General features: G+C 71.7%; 10 protein-coding genes. 2 read left to right on the top strand and 8 right to left on the bottom strand.

Going from position 1 to position 16,622, the window contains the following annotated elements:
* Positions 1 to 1,295, bottom strand: a 1,295-nt coding sequence (locus tag ACRX5W_RS05590; protein WP_436786815.1) for a serine/threonine-protein kinase, incomplete at its 3' end; no start/stop codon positions are given.
* Between the two features lie 351 nt (positions 1,296 to 1,646).
* A complete protein-coding gene (locus ACRX5W_RS05585) occupies positions 1,647 to 3,203 on the bottom strand; it encodes a serine/threonine-protein kinase (protein WP_436786814.1) in 1,557 nt (518 codons plus the stop codon).
* Between the two features lie 438 nt (positions 3,204 to 3,641).
* Here ACRX5W_RS05585 and ACRX5W_RS05580 point away from each other — a divergent pair, with 438 nt between their 5' ends.
* Both ACRX5W_RS05580 and ACRX5W_RS05575 read left to right on the top strand, forming a co-directional pair.
* Positions 3,642 to 6,299, top strand: coding sequence for an FHA domain-containing protein (locus ACRX5W_RS05580; RefSeq protein WP_436786813.1), 2,658 nt, complete (start codon positions 3,642 to 3,644; stop codon positions 6,297 to 6,299).
* Between the two features lie 293 nt (positions 6,300 to 6,592).
* Positions 6,593 to 7,069 (top strand): hypothetical protein, encoded by a 477-nt coding sequence (locus ACRX5W_RS05575; RefSeq protein WP_436786812.1) that lies wholly within the window; start codon positions 6,593 to 6,595, stop codon positions 7,067 to 7,069.
* A gap of 191 nt (positions 7,070 to 7,260) precedes the next feature.
* Here the strand turns inward: ACRX5W_RS05575 and ACRX5W_RS05570 are convergent, their stop codons facing one another.
* From ACRX5W_RS05570 to ACRX5W_RS05545, 6 genes are all read right to left on the bottom strand, one after another.
* A complete protein-coding gene (locus tag ACRX5W_RS05570) occupies positions 7,261 to 12,141 on the bottom strand; it encodes an NAD-glutamate dehydrogenase (protein WP_436786811.1) in 4,881 nt (1,626 codons plus the stop codon).
* 305 nt (positions 12,142 to 12,446) lie between these two features.
* Positions 12,447 to 12,689 (bottom strand): isoamylase early set domain-containing protein, encoded by a 243-nt coding sequence (locus tag ACRX5W_RS05565; RefSeq protein ID WP_436786810.1) that lies wholly within the window; start codon positions 12,687 to 12,689, stop codon positions 12,447 to 12,449.
* 156 nt (positions 12,690 to 12,845) lie between these two features.
* Positions 12,846 to 13,433 carry a Uma2 family endonuclease gene (locus tag ACRX5W_RS05560; protein WP_436786809.1) on the bottom strand — a complete coding sequence of 196 codons (588 nt, stop codon included), beginning with the start codon at positions 13,431 to 13,433 and terminating at the stop codon, positions 12,846 to 12,848.
* Positions 13,434 to 13,563: 130 nt separating this feature from the next.
* Positions 13,564 to 15,258 carry an L-glutamate gamma-semialdehyde dehydrogenase gene (pruA, locus tag ACRX5W_RS05555; RefSeq protein ID WP_436786808.1) on the bottom strand — a complete coding sequence of 565 codons (1,695 nt, stop codon included), beginning with the start codon at positions 15,256 to 15,258 and terminating at the stop codon, positions 13,564 to 13,566.
* A gap of 59 nt (positions 15,259 to 15,317) precedes the next feature.
* Entirely contained in the window at positions 15,318 to 15,971 is a 654-nt protein-coding gene (locus tag ACRX5W_RS05550; protein ID WP_436786807.1) for an HAD family hydrolase, read from the bottom strand.
* A gap of 42 nt (positions 15,972 to 16,013) precedes the next feature.
* Entirely contained in the window at positions 16,014 to 16,505 is a 492-nt protein-coding gene (locus ACRX5W_RS05545) for a DUF6912 family protein (RefSeq protein WP_436786806.1), read from the bottom strand.
* Between the last annotated feature and the right edge of the window lie 117 nt (positions 16,506 to 16,622).

The raw sequence follows: 16,622 nt of genomic DNA, 5'->3' as shown, positions 1-16,622 counted from the left end.
CCCCCCCCCCCCCCCCCCCCCCCCCCGGGCCCGCCGATCAGCAGGACGGGCGCGACCGGAAGCCCCGCCCACGCGGCCCACGCCGGAACGGAGGCCGAGACGCCGTCCGAGCGGCCTTGGATCGTCCCGTCGGCGGCGGACGCGGTCGGCGACACCGTGGACCCGGCCGGCTGCTGCTCGCGCGGCGGTGTGTCGTCGCCTTTCGCCAGCCACCACCCCGCGCCGCCGAGGATGCCCAGCACGAGGACGGTGCCGAGCACGGCCACCGCCCGGCCGCGCCGCTTGCGGTGTGTCGCGCGCCGGCGCGGTGCGGTGACCGGCGGGGCGGAGAAGGTCGGCCGGACCAGATTGGTGTGGGTGTCGCGGGAGGCGTCCGGCTCGGTGCCGGAGACCAGCGGCACAACGCCCGCGGGCAGGGGCGGCGGCGTCTCACCGCGCTCGGGATGCCCGCCGCCGTCCGGGGCGGGCACGTCGAAGCGCGGCAGCCCGGCGAGCGCGGGCAGCGCGGCGCGCAGGCGCTCGCCGACCTCACGGGCCGTCAGGCGCGCGGCGGGAGCCTTCGACAGGCAGGAGGCGAGGACTTCGGCGACCGGCGCGGGGAGGCCGGGGATGCCCGGCACCGGTTCGGTGACGTGGCGGCGCAGCACCGCGCCGGGGTGGCCGCCGCCGAACGGGGTCCAGCCGGTGAGCAGTTCGTACAGCACGGTGCCGAGCGCGTACACGTCGACGGCGGCGGTCGGCTGGAGGCCTTCGATGATCTCGGGGGCCAGGTAGTCGGGGGTGCCGATGATGCGCGTGGCCCGGGTGCGGCGGGGTGCGTCGACGAGGCGGGCGATGCCGAAGTCGGTGAGCCTGGCCCGGATTTGGCCGTACGCGGTGTCGAGCAGGATGTTCTCGGGCTTGACGTCGCGGTGGATGACGCCCTCGGCGTGCGCGGCGGAGAGGCCGTCGGCGACGTCGGCGCAGATCGCGGCGGCGAGCGCGGGTTTGAGGACGCGCTCCCTCTCCAGGCGCGTGCGCAGGTCGGGGCCGTTGACCAGGTCCATGACGAGTGCGAGGTCGACGCCGTCCACGACGAGGTCGTGGATGCCGACGATGCCGGGGTGGTCGAGGCTGACGAGTGCGGTCCGCTCCTGCACGAATCGTGCGACCAACACCTCGTCGGAGGCCAGGTCTTCGCGCAGGAGTTTGATGGCGACGGGGCCCTCGGGTCCCTCGCCGGCCCAGACGGTGCCGCTCGCGCCGCGCCCGAGCACTTTCAGGGCGACGTACCGGCTGCCAATCCTGCGTGCCAATGCTGCTCCGTGTCCCCGGCTCGGTCCCGGCTCGGTCTCCGGCCTCGTTTCCGGCCATGTCCCCGGCGCGTCGGGCGGATTCCCCCGGCTTCGGACGTGCTCCGGACTTCCTTCGAGACTTCCGTGCCCGAAGGCTACCTGCCGGAACGTGCCAACCCGCGTGGTGTGGGGGATCCGAAGCGGGTGTCATTCTCTTGGTGAAGCAATTTGTCGACCTGTAAGTCGGGGCGGGTCGGGCCGCAGGCGGTTCCGGACGCGGGTGCCCCGGCCTGCCCGTTCGTCCGCGGAGCGGGTTTCCGACCGGGCGCCGAGGATGCGCCCGGCGGCGAACCGGGCGCCGGTGTAAGCGGGTTACTGGCCCGAGCCGCCGGTGGTGTCCGTGTCGCCGCTCCCGCCGCTGCCGCCTCCGTCCACGAAGTCTTTGACCTCGTCATACCATCCCTTGACTTGATCAAAGATGTCGATGGCGTTGTTGACCCAGTCCCGCAGCGGGCTGAACCAATAGATGGCGAACAGGATCGCGGCGAAGATCGCCAGCCGCATGAGGCAGCCCAGCGTGCAGCCGAGGCCGGGAATCGACGACAGCCGGAAGCCACGTCCGCGCCGCGGCTCACGGGGTTCGCGTTCGCGCCGGGGCTCGCGGCGCGGCGGCGCCACCTCGGGCGGGCGCGGGGCCTCGCGCTGCGGCGGCGGTTGCGGCGGGGCCGGACGCGGCACCGGCTCGGGTGCGCGGTACGGCGCCGGCGGCGGAGCGTACTGCGCCGGGCCGCCCTGCCGGGCCGGGCTTTCGTCGCGGTACAAGGCGGGCTGCGGGTAGCCGGGCGGCTGCGGGGCCGGCCGGTACGGCTGCGGCGGCACCACCTCGTCGAGCACGCGTGTGGGTTCCGGCGCGGGCGGGCCGGGCGGCGCGGGCGGGGGGCCGGGCGGCGGAGCCGTCGCGCCCCCGAATCCGTCCGGTGTGCCGCGGGGCACGACGCGGGTCGCGTCGTCGGGCCCGCCCATGCCCGCGGCGGCGAACCCGGCCGCGGCACCGCCGGCGGCCGAAGCCGATGCGTCGAGCAGCCGCGCCAACGCACCGTCGTCCGGCCGCGAGCCCTGGAGGATCTCGGCCGCCATCCGCAGCGCCGAGCCGAGCCCTTCCGCGTCCGGACGACGCTCCGGCTGCTTCGCGAGGCAGCGCTCGGTCACCAGCCAGTAGGCGTCGGGCATGCCCTGCGGCCGGGTCGGGGTGTCGGCGAGATGCCGGTGGATCAGCGCGATGGGGTTGGAGTCGGTGAACGGCGGGCGACCGGCGAACAATTCGTACAGCACGACCCCGGCGGCGTAGATGTCGACGGACGGGCTCAGCGGACGGCCCTCGGCCGATTCGGGAGCGACGTAGCTGGGCGTGCCGACCAGTTCGTGGGTGCGGGTGAGCGCGGGTGATTCGGCGAGCCGGGCGATGCCGAAGTCGGTGAGCATCGGGTAGAGCGAGTCACCGTTGCGGTTGAGCATGATGTTGGCGGGCTTGAGGTCCCGGTGGATCACGCCGTCCGCGTGGGTGACGGCCAGCGCGTCGCAGACCTGGGCCATCGTCAGCGCGGCGGCGGCAGGCGGCAGCGGGCCGTTGTCGCGCAGGTACGTCCGCAGGTCCGGGCCGTCGATGAGGTCCATCACCAAGGCCAGGACCTCGCCCTCGACGACCAGGTCGCGGACGCGGACGAGGTTGGGGTGGCTCAGCCGCAGCAGCAGCGAGCGCTCCCGCAGGAAGCGGGTGACGACGTCCGGGTCGCCCGCGAGTTCCTCGCGCAGCACCTTGACCGCGACGACCTCGCCGGTGTCGCGGACGCGCGCACGCCAAACGGTCCCGCTGGCGCCCCGCCCCAAGGTCTCTTCGAGCAGGTACTTGCTTCCGACCGGCCGGTCCACTGCGCTCCCCAGACTTACCGACAGCTGTGCGCACACCCTAGTGCGGTGACCCGGAAGGTTCACCGGTCACAGCACCGCGGCGCGCGCCGAGGGCCTGCGGCCCCTTGCGATCGTGGACGCGCGCGTCGCCGAACCGGTTCGTCACACACCGTCCCCAGACGAGTCTGCCCAAATGGGTCGGCATCGGTATACGGCTTCGGCCGGTGTCCGGGACCGACTGTGCGGTTTCCGGATACGGCAGCGTCCGATATGGCGTACGCGGCAGCGGATTCGCGAAACGGTGGCGGCAACTGCGCGCGTTCCGGCTGTCCTTCGCATGATCGTTCCCATCCGCGGCCGGGAGTGCCATCCTCGTCGCGGATGCGAGGATGCGTACCGTGCATGTCGCATGACGCGCGCGATGGGCACGCAAGGGTGTGGCAGGGCGGACGGAGGAGCATGCAGATCCGGCTGACCGTGCTCGGTTCCCGCGGGGAGGGGCCGGGGGCGGACGTGCTCGTCACGGCGCCTACGGGGACCACGTTCGGGGCGGTCGCGGGTGCGCTGCGCTCGACGTCCGGCGCTGACGGGCAGCGGTTCTGGGTGGGTGACACGCGCCTCGCGGACAACACCCCGCTGGGCCGACCGCCCCTGGTGGACGGCGCGTTGGTGACGATCGGCATGCCCGGGCCGGCGTCGCCCGCGACCGGTTCGCCGGAACTGCGCGTGGTGGGCGGCCCCGACGCGGGCGGCGTGCACCTGCTGCGGCAGGGCACCGTGCGCATCGGCCGCGCGCCCGAGGCGGAGATCCGGATCGGCGATCCCGATCTTTCACGGTTGCACGCGGAACTGACCATAACGCCGGGGCCGTCGGGGCACGTCCGCGTCGCCGACCTGGGGTCGACGAACGGCACGACGCTCGACGGACAGCCGGTCGGCCGCGAGCCGCTGCGCGTACGCCCCGGATCGCTGCTGCGGCTCGGCGAGACGACGCTCACCGCCGTGATGCCGCTGCCGTACGACGCCGAGCCCCCGCCCGCCGACGGGCCGCGCCCCGACGGGCTCGGGCACGTCGTGCTGCCGCGTCTCCCGCGACGGCCGGCACCGCCCGTCGAGCCGGTGCGCATCGATCTTCCCGACGAACCGCCCGCCCGCAGGCTGGGGTTCGCCGGCCGGCGCCGCGCGGTGGCGGCCGAGCGGGCCGCGTTGGAGGATCAGGCGCGGCTGGCCGTCGTCGAGGAGGTGCGCCGCAGACGCGCGCGCAGTCCCGACCTGGCGACGCTGCTCCTCGCCGCGCTCGACGCCGGGGCGGGCGAGCGCGGGCGGCCGGACGTCCCGATGCGTGTGTGGGAACGGCACGGAGATCCGGGAGACCGGCTGGCGGTGCGGCTGGGGACCGGCGACATTCCATCCGAGGTGACGATCGCGCATGCGGAGGGAGTCCGGCGGCTGACCGCGTATGCCGCGCCGGTGACGGTGTCGTTGCAGGACGCGGTGCTGGGTCTCGCCGGTCCGCGTCCGCGCCTGCTCGGCCTGGCGCGTTCGCTGGTCGCGCAGTTGGCCGCGCTGCACGGACCGCACGAGCTCGAAATCGTGCTGATGTGCGCGGATCCGGCGCTCGCGGAGGATTGGACGTGGCTGCGCTGGCTGCCGCATCTGCGGCCCGCCGAGGGCCAGGACTGCCGGCTGTTGCTCGGCCTGACACGTGATCAGGTCCTGGCGCGTACGGGCGAGTTGCTCGACCGGGTCGACCGCGCGCGGGAGCACCCCGAGGACACGCACACGGCGGCACGCCCCCGGCGGCGCTCGGTCGTCGTCATGGACGGCTCGGGCGCGCTGACGGCCCGCCCGGAGCTTGTCCGGCTCCTCACCGAGGGCCCCGCCGCAGGCGTGCACACACTGTGCCTCGACGACCGCGCGGAGGAACTGCCCTTGCAGTGCGCGGTGATCGGGCGCGTCGTCGGCGAGGTGGGGACGCGCCTGTCGCTGATCGGCCCGGCGGCGCACCGCATCGAGGACATCGTCGCCGACGCCGTCTCCCCCGCGTGGGCCGACCGGTTCGCCCGCGCGCTGGCTCCCCTGCGCGAGGCCGCGACGCGCAGGGTGTCGCCGCTGCCGGAGACCGTACGGCTGTTGGACCTGCTCGGCTTCGACCTCATGACGCCGGCCAAGGTGCTGGGCGCGTGGCGCGAGGCCGGGCGCACCGCGCGCGGGGTCCTCGGCGCGGACGTGCGCGGCGCGGTGACCGTCGACCTCGACAACGACGGCCCGCACATGGTCATCGGCGGCACGGCTGGCTCCGGCAAGACCGAGCTGCTGACCGCGCTCGTGGCGTCGCTCGCGGTGGCCAACCGGCCCGACCACCTCGGCCTCGTGCTGGTACGCGGCACCCACCTCGACCCCGAGGCGCCTCCCGACGGCATCGCGGCGTGTGCGGACCTCCCGCACACGATCGGCTACCTCGACGAACCCGACGCGGCCCGCACGTCGGACGCCGTCTCGGCGCTCCTCGGCGAGCTGACGCGGCGTGAGAATCTGCTGCGGGGCATGGCTTTCACGGCGTTCCGTGATGATTCGGGCATGCCGCTGCCGCGCATACTCGTCGCGGTCGACGACATCGAGCGTCTGGCACGGCAGTTCCCCGGTTTCGTGAAGGGCCTCGCCGACGTCGTACACCGCGGCGGGCCGCTCGGCGTCCACCTCGCGGTCGCCACCGGCCAGCCGGCACTGGCCGGTTCGCTGGAGGCCACCGCGGAGGCGGACCTGCGGGTCGCCCTGCGCACCGACGACGCGGCGGCCTCGCAGGCGCTGATCCACATCGACGACGCGGGCGCCCTCGACGACGACTACCCCGGCCGTGCGCTGATCCGCGGATCGGACGGCGCGGTGCACCCCTTCCAGACGGGCCGCGTCACCGGCCGCATGCCGCGCACCGCGACGCTGCGGCCGACCGCGGTCCGCCAGACGTGGACAGACATGGGCGCCCCGCTGGGCCGCCGTACGGCCGCCGCGTCCGGCCGCCCGACGATCGGACCGACCGATCTCGCGCTGCTGGTCGGCACATTGCGGCGCGCCGCGGACCAACTCGGCGCGGCACCGCAGACGAAGTTGTGGTGAGCCCCACGGATTTCGGTTCCGTCACGGTGCAAGTCGCTGTCGGTCGGCCGAAATATGGTGATGTGCAGGCTGTACATCGGCTCCTGCCTGGGGTTTTGCCCGAACCGGCCTGGCGATTTGTCGATGCAGGGACGCAGTCGGCCCACGATCGTTACGATTCCGCCACCTGAGGGGGTCGGTCGGTCTGGCAGGGTCCACAGGCGTAACGTGCACACCATTGACACGGGGACTGCCCCAACAAAATGTCGGACCGACTCATCGGGGCGGGGGGCAACGGAAGCGGGGGACAGGAGATGAGAGGTAGCCGCCGAACAGCGCTGCTGCGGACGTTGTACACCGCACTCGCAATCGAGGGGGCGGCCATGGTGCTGGGTGCGGGGGCGCTCGCTGTCATGGCCGTCGCGGTGCGCCGGGAAGGCGACGAGCTCGCCGGCCTCGACTCCCTCCTGATGGTCGCCGCGGCCCTGGCCGCCGGCCTGGCCGCGCTGTGCGCGGGAAGCATCCTGGCGGTCCGCGACACCTTGCGGTACGGGTACGGCGCGCTGGGCCGCGCCGCGACGCTCGGCATGATCCACCTGTGGACCGCGATCCTGACCGTCACACTCCAGGGACCGCTGTGGCTGCTCGCCCCCACCGGCCTGCCGGCCGCGTTCTACCTGACGGCCTGGTGGCTGCTGAAGGAACGCCGGCGCGACGACCTGCTGCTGCTGGAGCGCCACGAGGTGCCCGCACCCCGACGCCCGGAGGCCGAGGGCGCCGCACGCCGCTGAGCGTCCGGAGCGGTCCGCAGGGCGCACCGTCGCCTGCGGGCGCGCTCCCGGCCCCTCCGGGCCGGCGGTGGCCACGCGCCCGCACATGTGACCGAACACGCCTCCGGGGCCGCAGGACTCACCTGCGGCCCCGGAGGCGTTGGGGGTTCGGCAGCCGGGCCGCCGCGGTCAGCCCGGGGGGCGGTCCCTGCTCAGTTCATGCTCCCGCTGCGCAGCAGCGTGCGGATCACCCGCATGGCGACCGAAAGCGTCGCAAGATCGTACGACTCCGCCTCCCGCAGCTCCTCCAGCGTGGTCCGGGCCCGGTTGATGACCGAGGCGTTGCGTTCCTCCCACGCCTTGAAGCGCATCTCCGGCGTGGCGTCCGGGCCGCCCGACGACAGCACGTCGAACGTCAGCCCGGCCTGGGCCGCGTAGAGGTCCTCGCGCAGCGACGCGCGGGCCATCGACTTCCACCGGTCGTCGCGCGGCAGTTCGACGATGCGTTCCAGGAGGTACGCGATCGGCAGCCGGTCCGCGAGGTCGAAGTACACCTCGGCGACCTCGATCACGCCGTGCCCCGAGTCGCGGGCCACCTCGACGATGTCGAGCGCGGCGTACGAGGTGGAGAAGCCCGCGGCCACGGTCGCCAGGTCGTGCGGCACGCCCGCCTCGGTGAACTCGGCGTACATCTTGTCCATCCACGCCAGGTCGCTGCCGCGCAGCAGTTTGGGCAGGTGGGCGACGACGTCGGCGACCCCTTCGGCGAAGAACGCGATCTGCTCCGCGATGTCGATCTCGCGCCGGTTGCCCAGCATCCACCGCGTCGACCGCTCGACGAGGCGCCGCATGTGCAGGCGCATCTTGGTCTGCACGGAGGCCGGCACCTGGTTGTCGAGTGCCTTGATCTGCTCCAGGATGTCGTCGGCGCGGTAGATCTGGCGCGACGCCAGGTGGGCGCGGGCGATCTCGGCCGCCGCGGCGCCGGATTCCTCGCGCAGGCGGAAGATGAACGAGATCCCGCCCAGGTTGACCAGGTCGTTCACCACACGGGTCGTGATGATCTCGCGGCGCAGCGCGTGCGCGTCGATCTGCGCGCCGAACTTCTCCCGCAGCGCGCTGGGGAAGTACCGGTGCAGTTCGGCACGCAGGAACGGGTCGTCCGGCAGGTCGGAGGCCAGCAACTCCTGGGCGAACACGATCTTCGTGTAGGCCAGCAGCACGGCCAGCTCCGGCCCGGTCAGCCCCACGCCCGCCTGCTGGCGTTCGCGCAACTGCCGGTCGGTCGGCAGGAATTCGATCTCGCGGTTGAGGTGCCCGTCGCGAACGAGTTTGCGCAGGTAGCGCATGTGGACGTGGAGCAGCGCCGGGGCCTGCGCGACCGCGTTGGCGAGCGCGTAGTTCTGCTCGTAGTTGTTCTCCAGGACCAGCCGACCCACTTCGTCGGTCATCTTGGCCAGGAGCGTGTTGCGCTGCTTGCCGGTCATGTCGCCGGCCGTGACAACCTGGTTCAGCAGGATCTTGATGTTGACCTCGTGGTCCGAGGTGTCCACGCCGGCGGAGTTGTCGATGGCGTCGGTGTTGATCCTGCCGCCGGCCAGCGAGAACTCGACACGTCCGAGTTGGGTGCAGCCGAGGTTGCCGCCCTCGCCGACGACCTTGACGCGCAGGTCGGCGCCGTCGACCCGGATGGCGTCGTTCGCCTTGTCGCCGACGTCGGCGTTGGACTCGGTGGAGGCCTTGACGTAGGTCCCGATGCCGCCGTTCCAGAACAGGTCGACCGGGGCCCCCAGGATCGCCCGCATCAGCTCCGCGGGGGCGAGCCGGGTCACGTCGTCCGGCAGGCCCAGGCGCGCGCGGACCGGCGGGCTGATCACGACCGACTTGGCGGTACGCGGGAACACCCCGCCGCCCGCGGAGATCAGGTCGGGGTTGTAGTCGGCCCAGGAACTGCGCGGCAGTTCGAACAGCCGGCGGCGTTCGGCGAAGGACACCGCGGGGTCCGGGTCGGGGTCGAGGAAGATGTGCCGGTGGTCGAACGCCGCCACCAGCCGGATGTGCTCGGACAGCAGCATGCCGTTGCCGAACACGTCGCCGGACATGTCGCCGATGCCCACGACGGTGAAGTCCTCGGTCTGGGTGTCGTGGCCGAGCTCGCGGAAGTGCCGCTTGACCGACTCCCACGCGCCGCGCGCGGTGATGCCCATGCCCTTGTGGTCGTAGCCCGCCGAGCCGCCGGACGCGAAGGCGTCGCCGAGCCAGAACCCGTACGACGACGCCACCTCGTTGGCGATGTCCGAGAACGTCGCGGTGCCCTTGTCGGCGGCGACCACCAGGTAGGTGTCGTCGCCGTCGTGGCGCACGACGCCCTTCGGCGGCACGACCTTGCCGCCCACGAGGTTGTCGGTGATGTCGAGCAGCCCCGAGATGAACGTGCGGTAGCAGGCGATGCCCTCGGCCATCCACGCCTCGCGGTTGGTCTGCGGGTCGGGGAGGCGCTTGCAGACGAATCCGCCCTTGGCGCCCACCGGCACGATGACGGTGTTCTTCACCATCTGCGCCTTGACCAGCCCCAGGACCTCGGTGCGGAAGTCCTCGCGCCGGTCGGACCAGCGCAGGCCGCCGCGCGCGACCGCGCCGAAGCGCAGGTGCACGCCCTCGACGCGCGGCGAGTACACGTAGATCTCGAACTTCGGGCGCGGCGCCGGAAGGTCGGGGATCACGAGCGGGTCGAACTTGAGCGAGAGGTAGTCGTGCGGTTCCCCGGTGTCGGTCTTCTGGAAGAAGTTCGTGCGCAGCGTCGCACGGACCATCGCGACGAACGAGCGCAGGATGCGGTCCTGGTCGAGGCTCGCGACCTGGTCGAGGGCGCCTTCCAGCTCCTCGACCATGCTGTCCACCAGCTCGGTCCCGGCGTGCTGGTGGCGGGGCGAGAAGCGGGCCTCGAAGAGGTTCACCAGCAGGCGCGAGATGTGCACGTTGCCGACGAGAGCGTCTTCGATGTAGTCCTGGCTGAACGTGGATCCGGCCTGGCGCAGGTACTTGGCGTAGGCACGCAGCACCATCGCCTGCCGCCACGTCAGCCCGGCACGCAGCACGAGCGCGTTGAAGCCGTCCGACTCGGCCTTGCCGGTCCATACCGCGGCGAAGGCCTCCTGGAAGAGCTGCTTGACGTCGTCGCCCGCTTCGAGCGTCGGGTCGTGGCGGATCCCGAAGTCGTACACCCACGCCACGCGGCCGTCGGCGCGGCGCAGCTCGTGGGGCCGCTCGTCGACGACCTCGATGCCCATGCGTTGGAGGATCGGCAGCACCTCGGACAGCGACAGCGGCCCGCCGGTGCGGTAGATCTTGAAGCGCCGCTCCCCCGCGAGCGCTCCTATGGGCTGGTACAGGTTGAGGGTGAAGTCCGCGACGTCGGGGCTCGGGTCGAGCGCCTCGATGCGGCGCAGGTCGGCGACCGCGGCACGCGGGGTGTACTCGGCCTTGTAGCCCTCGCTGAAGGCCCTGGCGTACGCGCGCGACAGCTCGGCGGCCGGTTCCTCACCGCACTCGCTGACCAGCGCCTCGGCGAATTCGTCGGCCCAGGAGCGGATTGCGGCGGCCAGCAGGCGCTCGATGTGCTCGACGTCGGGGTCGCCGAGGGCCGAGCCCTTCGGCACGCGCACGGTGAAGTGCAGGCGGGCGAGCACCGATTCGGTGTTGCGGGCGGTGAAGGTGATGATCGAGCCGCCGAGTTCGCGCAGCAGGATGTCCTGCATCCGCAGCCGGATCTCGGTCGTGTAGCGGTCGCGGGGCAGGTAGACCAGCGCGGAGAAGAAGCGGCCGTACTCGTCCTTGCGCAGGAACAGCCGCAGGCGGCGGCGTTCTTGGAGGTGCAGGACGGAGATGCCGATGTCGTACAGCTCGGGGACCTGGATCTGGAACAGGTCGTCGCGCGGGTAGGTCTCCAGGATCTGCAGGAGGTCGCGCCCGTCGTGGCTGGCGGGCGGGAAGCCGGCCATCTCCAGGACGTTCTGCACCTTGCGGCGCACGACCGGGATGCGCGTGACGCTCTCGGTGTAGACCAGCGAGCCGAACAGGCCCAGGAAGCGGCGTTCGCCGACCACGTTGCCGTCGGCGTCGAACTTCTTGACGCCGACGTAGTCGAGGTAGGAGCGGCGGTGCACCGTCGAACGGGAGTTCGCCTTGGTGAGGATGAGGAGCTTCTTCTCCCGGGCCTTCGCGCGGGCCTGCGGCGAGAGCCGGCTGAAGGAGGCGGACATGTTCTGGTCGGGCCGCAGCAGGCCGAGCCCGGTGCCGGGGATCGCGCGGAGCTGGTCCTCCCCGTCGACGGTGACCAGGTCGTACTCGCGGTAGCCGAGGAAGGTGAAGTGGTCCTCGGCGAGCCAGCGCAGCAGCTCCCAGGCCTCGCCGATCTCCTCACCGGGCAACGCCGGTGGGTTCTCGGCGAGTTCGTCGGCGATCCGCACTGCGGTGCCGCGCATCTTGGCCCAGTCTTCGACGACCTCGCGGACGTCGTCCATGACCTGCTGGAGGCCCTCTTCGATGGCGCGGATGTCCTCGCGGTCGCTCTCGCGGTCGATCTCGACGTGCATCCACGACTCGACGACGGCGTCGTCGGGCACCGCGCCGGCGTCGGAGGTGTCGAGGATTTCGGTGAGTTTGCCGGTGATGTCGCGGCGGACCACGAGCTGCGGGTGGATGACGACGTGGATCGCCCGATCCTGCCGGGACAGCTCGTTGGTGATCGAGTCCACGAGGAACGGCATGTCGTCGGTGACGATCTGGACGACGGTGTGGCCCGAGGACCAGCCGTTCTCTTCGACGGTGGGGGTGTACACGCGCACTTTGGCGGTCCCCTGCGGACGGGCCGCCGCGAGTCGGCAGTGCGAGATCGCCGCCCCGTAGATGTCCACCGGGTCGCGGTCGACCAGGTCGTCCGGTGCGGTGTGCCGGTAGTAGCGCCGCAGCAGGACGTCCAGGTCGACGTCCCCCGCCCCCTCGCCGCCTCCGTGCTGTGACGATGCCTGCCGGGCCGCTTCCGCCGCCCGGGCCAGCAGATCCGCTTTCGCCTCGTCCAGCTTGCTCTGCATGATGCCGTTGCTCCCTGTCGCGCGCCGTTGCGTGACCGACTACTTGTCTGTCGTACGGGCCCCTCGAACGGCAGCGGCGCGTCACCTGCGGCCCTCGGGACACCGTTGTCCCGACGGCTCGACCGTGGTGGCGTGCGTTGCGGGCCGAGGGTCACCCACGCCCGCCAGGCTACCCGCGCCCCGCCGGGACGGGGCGGGCGCCCGGCCCGGGCGGTGTCCGCAGGCTGTCAGGGATCCACTCGGCGCCGCGACAATGCGTCAAGTGGACAACGCATTGCGCGCCGGACGAATCCGTGCACAAGCGGTCAGACCATGACCACGCCGTTCTGTCCGTCGTGTTCGGCGGTTTCGTCGTCGAACCAGACACCGTGCTCCCCCAGATACCGGAAGCGCAGTGTCTGCCCCGGCGCAGCGGTGACGGTCACCGACCGCGTCCCGTTGCTGCGCCGCACGAACGTGTGCCGCCCCGGCTCCCAGTCGTTGAAGTCCCCGACGACGCTCACCGGCCCCGGCGGCTCGTCGACGGGCAGGCAGAAAGTGATCCGCATGGCGCCGTTCCGTTTCGCACGCTTGATCACGCCGTTCCCCCTCACTCGAAGTGGCTTGCGGCTTCCCGCCGAACGTATTGCACGATCGGACCGCCCGTCACCCCTTGTGGCAGCCCGTAACAATTGGCGGGAACGAGGCCGCGCACGGCGGTGAGGTCACGGATACAGGGCCTTCACATCCACCTCGACCGGAAACCCGAGATCCACCACCAGCCGCTCACGCTCGGGCGGGGCTGCGGGCACGTACTTACCGGCTGAGGTGTCGAGTTCGTACGCGTGGATCTCGGCACGGAGCCGCTTGTCGTCATCCTTGTAACGCTCGATCCGCCAGTAATACGGGATCTTGGCCACCGCGTAGCGGAACGCCTTGGTGAACCGGTCGCGCTCCTCGGATTCGTTGGAGACGATCTCCACCGCCAGGACGACATCTTCAAAGCTGATCAGCGCTTCTTCGTCGTCGTAATCGTCGCGGTAGATGAGTACGTCGGGCTCCGGAGCCGACTTGCGGGTGATCTGGACCGCCATCTCCAATTCGACATCCATGCCGCCGGGTGCCTGGGTGGCGAGCACGTCACGCAAACGGCGCTTGACTCGCGCGTGGAAGACCGTCTGTGGCGACATCACGATGATTGATCCATCCAGCAATTCGAACCGACGGTCGGTGGTCCTGGCGACGGCCGGCAAGTCGTCGACCGTCCACCCACCGTGCGGCGGCGCGTAAAACAGGTCAAGCTCGGCAGTCACGTCCCGCTCCTCGTCGTCAGCGTCTTTGGACACAACGCCGCCATCCTCTCTGCGATCGGCCACGTGTGCGGGTCTGTTCTCCCGCCTTCACCCGTTCGGGACACTGTCAGCCTCGCATGGCATCCGTCCGTCAGGGTCGGCCGGTGAAGGCGTCCTTCACATCGTCGGCGAACTTGGAGACCTGCCCTGCCAGATCGCGTTCCATGTGGGGATAGCGGTAGTCGGTCGCCGGGACGAAGGTCTCCTTGACGATGCGCGTGCTCGTCCAGCGCATCAGGTTCTGCATCGAGCCGGCCTTGTCGTTGGTGCCGGACGCGCGGCTGCCGCCGAAGGGCTGTTGGCCGACGACGGCGCCGGTGGGCTTGTCGTTGAGGTAGAGGTTCCCCGCGGCGAATCGCAGGGTCTCGGTGGCGTACGCGAGAGCCGCGCGGTCGCGGGCGATCACCGAGCCGGTCAGCGCGTACGGCGCCGCCGACTCCATCTGCCGCAGCATCGGCTCCCACGCGGCGTCGTCGTAGACGTGGACGGCGAGGATCGGCCCGAAGTACTCGGTGGTGAACACCTCGTCGGCCGGATCGTCGCAGACCAGCACGGTCGGGCGGACGAAGTAGCCGACCTCGGCTTCGTATGTGCCGCCCACGGCCACCTCGATGCCGTCGGTCGCGTGCGCCCGGTCGATGGCCGCCTTGTTCTTGGCGTACGCGCGCTCGTCGATCACCGCGCCCATGAAGTTCGCCAGGTCCGTGACGTCGCCGACGGCCAACGACTCGACCTCGGCGACCAGTTCGTCGCGGAACCCGCTCTCCCACAGCGACCTGGGCAGGTAAGCCCGCGACGCCGCACTACACTTCTGGCCCTGGTACTCGAACGCGCCTCGCACCAGCGCGGTTTTCAGCACTGCCGGGTCCGCCGACGGGTGCGCCACGACGAAGTCCTTGCCGCCCGTCTCGCCCACGATGCGCGGGTAGGCGCGGTAGCGGCCGATGTTGGTGCCGATGGTCGACCACAGCGTCTGGAACGTCCGCGGCGACCCGGTGAAGTGCAGGCCCGCGAAGTCGGGGGCGGACAACACCACGTCCGACACCGCCGCACCGTCGCCCGCCAGCATGTTCACCACGCCCGGCGGGAGCCCCGCCTCCTCCAGCAGCCGCATGATCTGCCAGGCCGCCGCCATCTGCGTCGGCGCCGGCTTCCACACCACGGTGTTGCCCATCAGGGCGGGCGCGGTCGGCAGGTTGCCCGCGATCGCGCTGAAGTTGAACGGGGTCACCGCGTACACGAAGCCGTCGAGCGGCCGGTGGTCCGCCCGGTTCCACGTGCCTGTGGAACTCGTCGGCTGCTCGGCCAGGATGCGCCGCGCGAAATGCACGTTGAAACGCCAGAAGTCCACCAACTCGCACGGCGCGTCGATCTCCGCCTGCTGCACCGACTTCGACTGCCCGAGCATCGTCGCCGCCGCCACGCGCTCCCGCCACGGCCCCGCCAACAGTTCGGCGGCGCGCAGGAACACGGCCGCACGGTCGTCGAAGTCCATCGCCCGCCACCCGGGCGCCGCTGCCTTGGCCGCGGCCGCCGCGCGCTGCGCGTCCTCGTGCGTCGCCGACGCGAACACCCCCAGCAGCGCCCGGTGGCGGTGGGGCTGCACGACGTCCACGCGCAGACCGCCGCCCCACGACCGCTCGCCGCCGATCGTCTGCGTCATCTCCACCGGCTCCGACGCCTGGCGCCGCAGCTCCGCCTCAAGCCGGGCACGCTCCGCGCTTCCGGGCGCGTAGGTGTGCACCGGCTCGTTCACCGGCTCCGGAACATTCGTGACAGCATCCATGCCAAACGGGTTGCCCGGTTTGCCGAGTTTTGACGCGCGGTGCGCGGAACGGCGGCGCTTCAGCTCTCGGCCAGCGCGACGGCTTCCGCGAGGGTGTCCACGACGGGTACTCCGGCGCGCTCCAAGCTGGCGCGGGAGTGCGAACCGCCCGTGTACAAAACAGCCGACGCGCCGACGTCGCGTGCCGCGTGCGCGTCGTCCGCCGCGTCGCCGATCACCACGACCGTCTTCGGGTCCGCGTCGAGCGCGGTCAGGTGCCGGGCGAGGTGCTCGGCCTTGCCGCCCCCGGGCGGTCCGATACGGCCGTCGACGCGCACGAACAGGCCGTCGATCGCGAAGCGGCGCACGTACGGCACGAGGGTGTCGTGGTCGGTCAGCGACAGGAGCGACTGCGTGCGTCCGGTCTGCTGCCAGGTGCGCAGCAGCGCGTCGGCGCCGGGCGTGAGCGCGCACGCCGCGGCGTGTTGCGCGTACGACGCCTGGAACGTCGCGTCGAGCACGGCCCACTCGTCGGGCCCGGGCACCCGGCCGGTGATCTTCTCGTAGAACTTCGGCACCGGGACGCAGTACAGGTCGCGGTAGCGGTCCAGCGTGATGGCCGGGATGCCGCATGCCGCGAACGAGTCGTTGGTGGCGGACAGCACTGCGTCGATGTCGTGGAAGAGCGTGCTGTTCCAGTCCCACACGATGTGCCGGGCACGCGACATACTCATTCGGGCATTGTGCCCGGTACGCGGGGGCGATGCGGCGGCGTATCAGCGCACGAGATCGGCGAGCTCCTGTGTCGCGTACCACATGAGCTCGTGCTCCTCGACGGTCTCGACCAGGGCCTCGGCGTCCTCGTCGCCCGCGTCCGCCGCCTCCAAGGCCCCCAAGGCGGCGCGTACGGCGGCCTCGGCGTCCGCCGCGTCCATATGGACGGCTGCGATGCGCTTGACCGGGATCGTGCCGTCGACCAGCACCGCGCCGGGGCCGATTTCGGGGGCCTCGGCGACGATGGTGTCCGGCACCTCGGCGGCCAGGACCACGCGGCGCGGACGGCCGTCCGGCTCGCGGGCGATCAGCGCGAGGGCGGCGCGACCGGCCAACACCGTTGCGGCGTACTCCAGTTCCTCTGCGTCCTCGGTGCCGCACCACGCGCGCAGACTTCCGGTGACCGCCCACGCGCGGACGGGCGCCGGGGCGATGCCGTTCTCCCGGTGCACGCCGGCCAGGGCGCTCGGCGTTGAGGGGACGTACACGCGCATGTCGGCTCCAGGGAGTGGGGGCGGTCGGGGGGCGGCGCCCGTACGTATGAATCCGACAGTGAATCGGCCGGGCCCGCCGGAGTGCATCGTACGAGGTCAGCGAGCGCCCGACGGACG

Source organism: Yinghuangia sp. YIM S10712 (assembly GCF_051388935.1).
Lineage (GTDB): Bacteria > Actinomycetota > Actinomycetes > Streptomycetales > Streptomycetaceae > Yinghuangia.
Note: the sequence above shows the minus strand (reverse complement) of the source record. Positions and strands in the feature narration are given on the sequence as shown.

What these genes read in the sequence shown, in the direction of transcription:
- ACRX5W_RS05580 (WP_436786813.1), top strand. Translation starts at nt 3,642, where the DNA reads ATGCAGATCCGGCTGACCGTGCTCGGTTCCCGCGGGGAGGGGCCGGGG.
- ACRX5W_RS05575 (WP_436786812.1), top strand. Translation starts at nt 6,593, where the DNA reads ATGAGAGGTAGCCGCCGAACAGCGCTGCTGCGGACGTTGTACACCGCA.
- ACRX5W_RS05570 (WP_436786811.1), bottom strand. Translation starts at nt 12,141, where the DNA reads ATGCAGAGCAAGCTGGACGAGGCGAAAGCGGATCTGCTGGCCCGGGCG.
- ACRX5W_RS05565 (WP_436786810.1), bottom strand. Translation starts at nt 12,689, where the DNA reads ATGCGGATCACTTTCTGCCTGCCCGTCGACGAGCCGCCGGGGCCGGTG.
- pruA (WP_436786808.1), bottom strand. Translation starts at nt 15,258, where the DNA reads ATGGATGCTGTCACGAATGTTCCGGAGCCGGTGAACGAGCCGGTGCAC.
- ACRX5W_RS05550 (WP_436786807.1), bottom strand. Translation starts at nt 15,971, where the DNA reads ATGAGTATGTCGCGTGCCCGGCACATCGTGTGGGACTGGAACAGCACG.
- ACRX5W_RS05545 (WP_436786806.1), bottom strand. Translation starts at nt 16,505, where the DNA reads ATGCGCGTGTACGTCCCCTCAACGCCGAGCGCCCTGGCCGGCGTGCAC.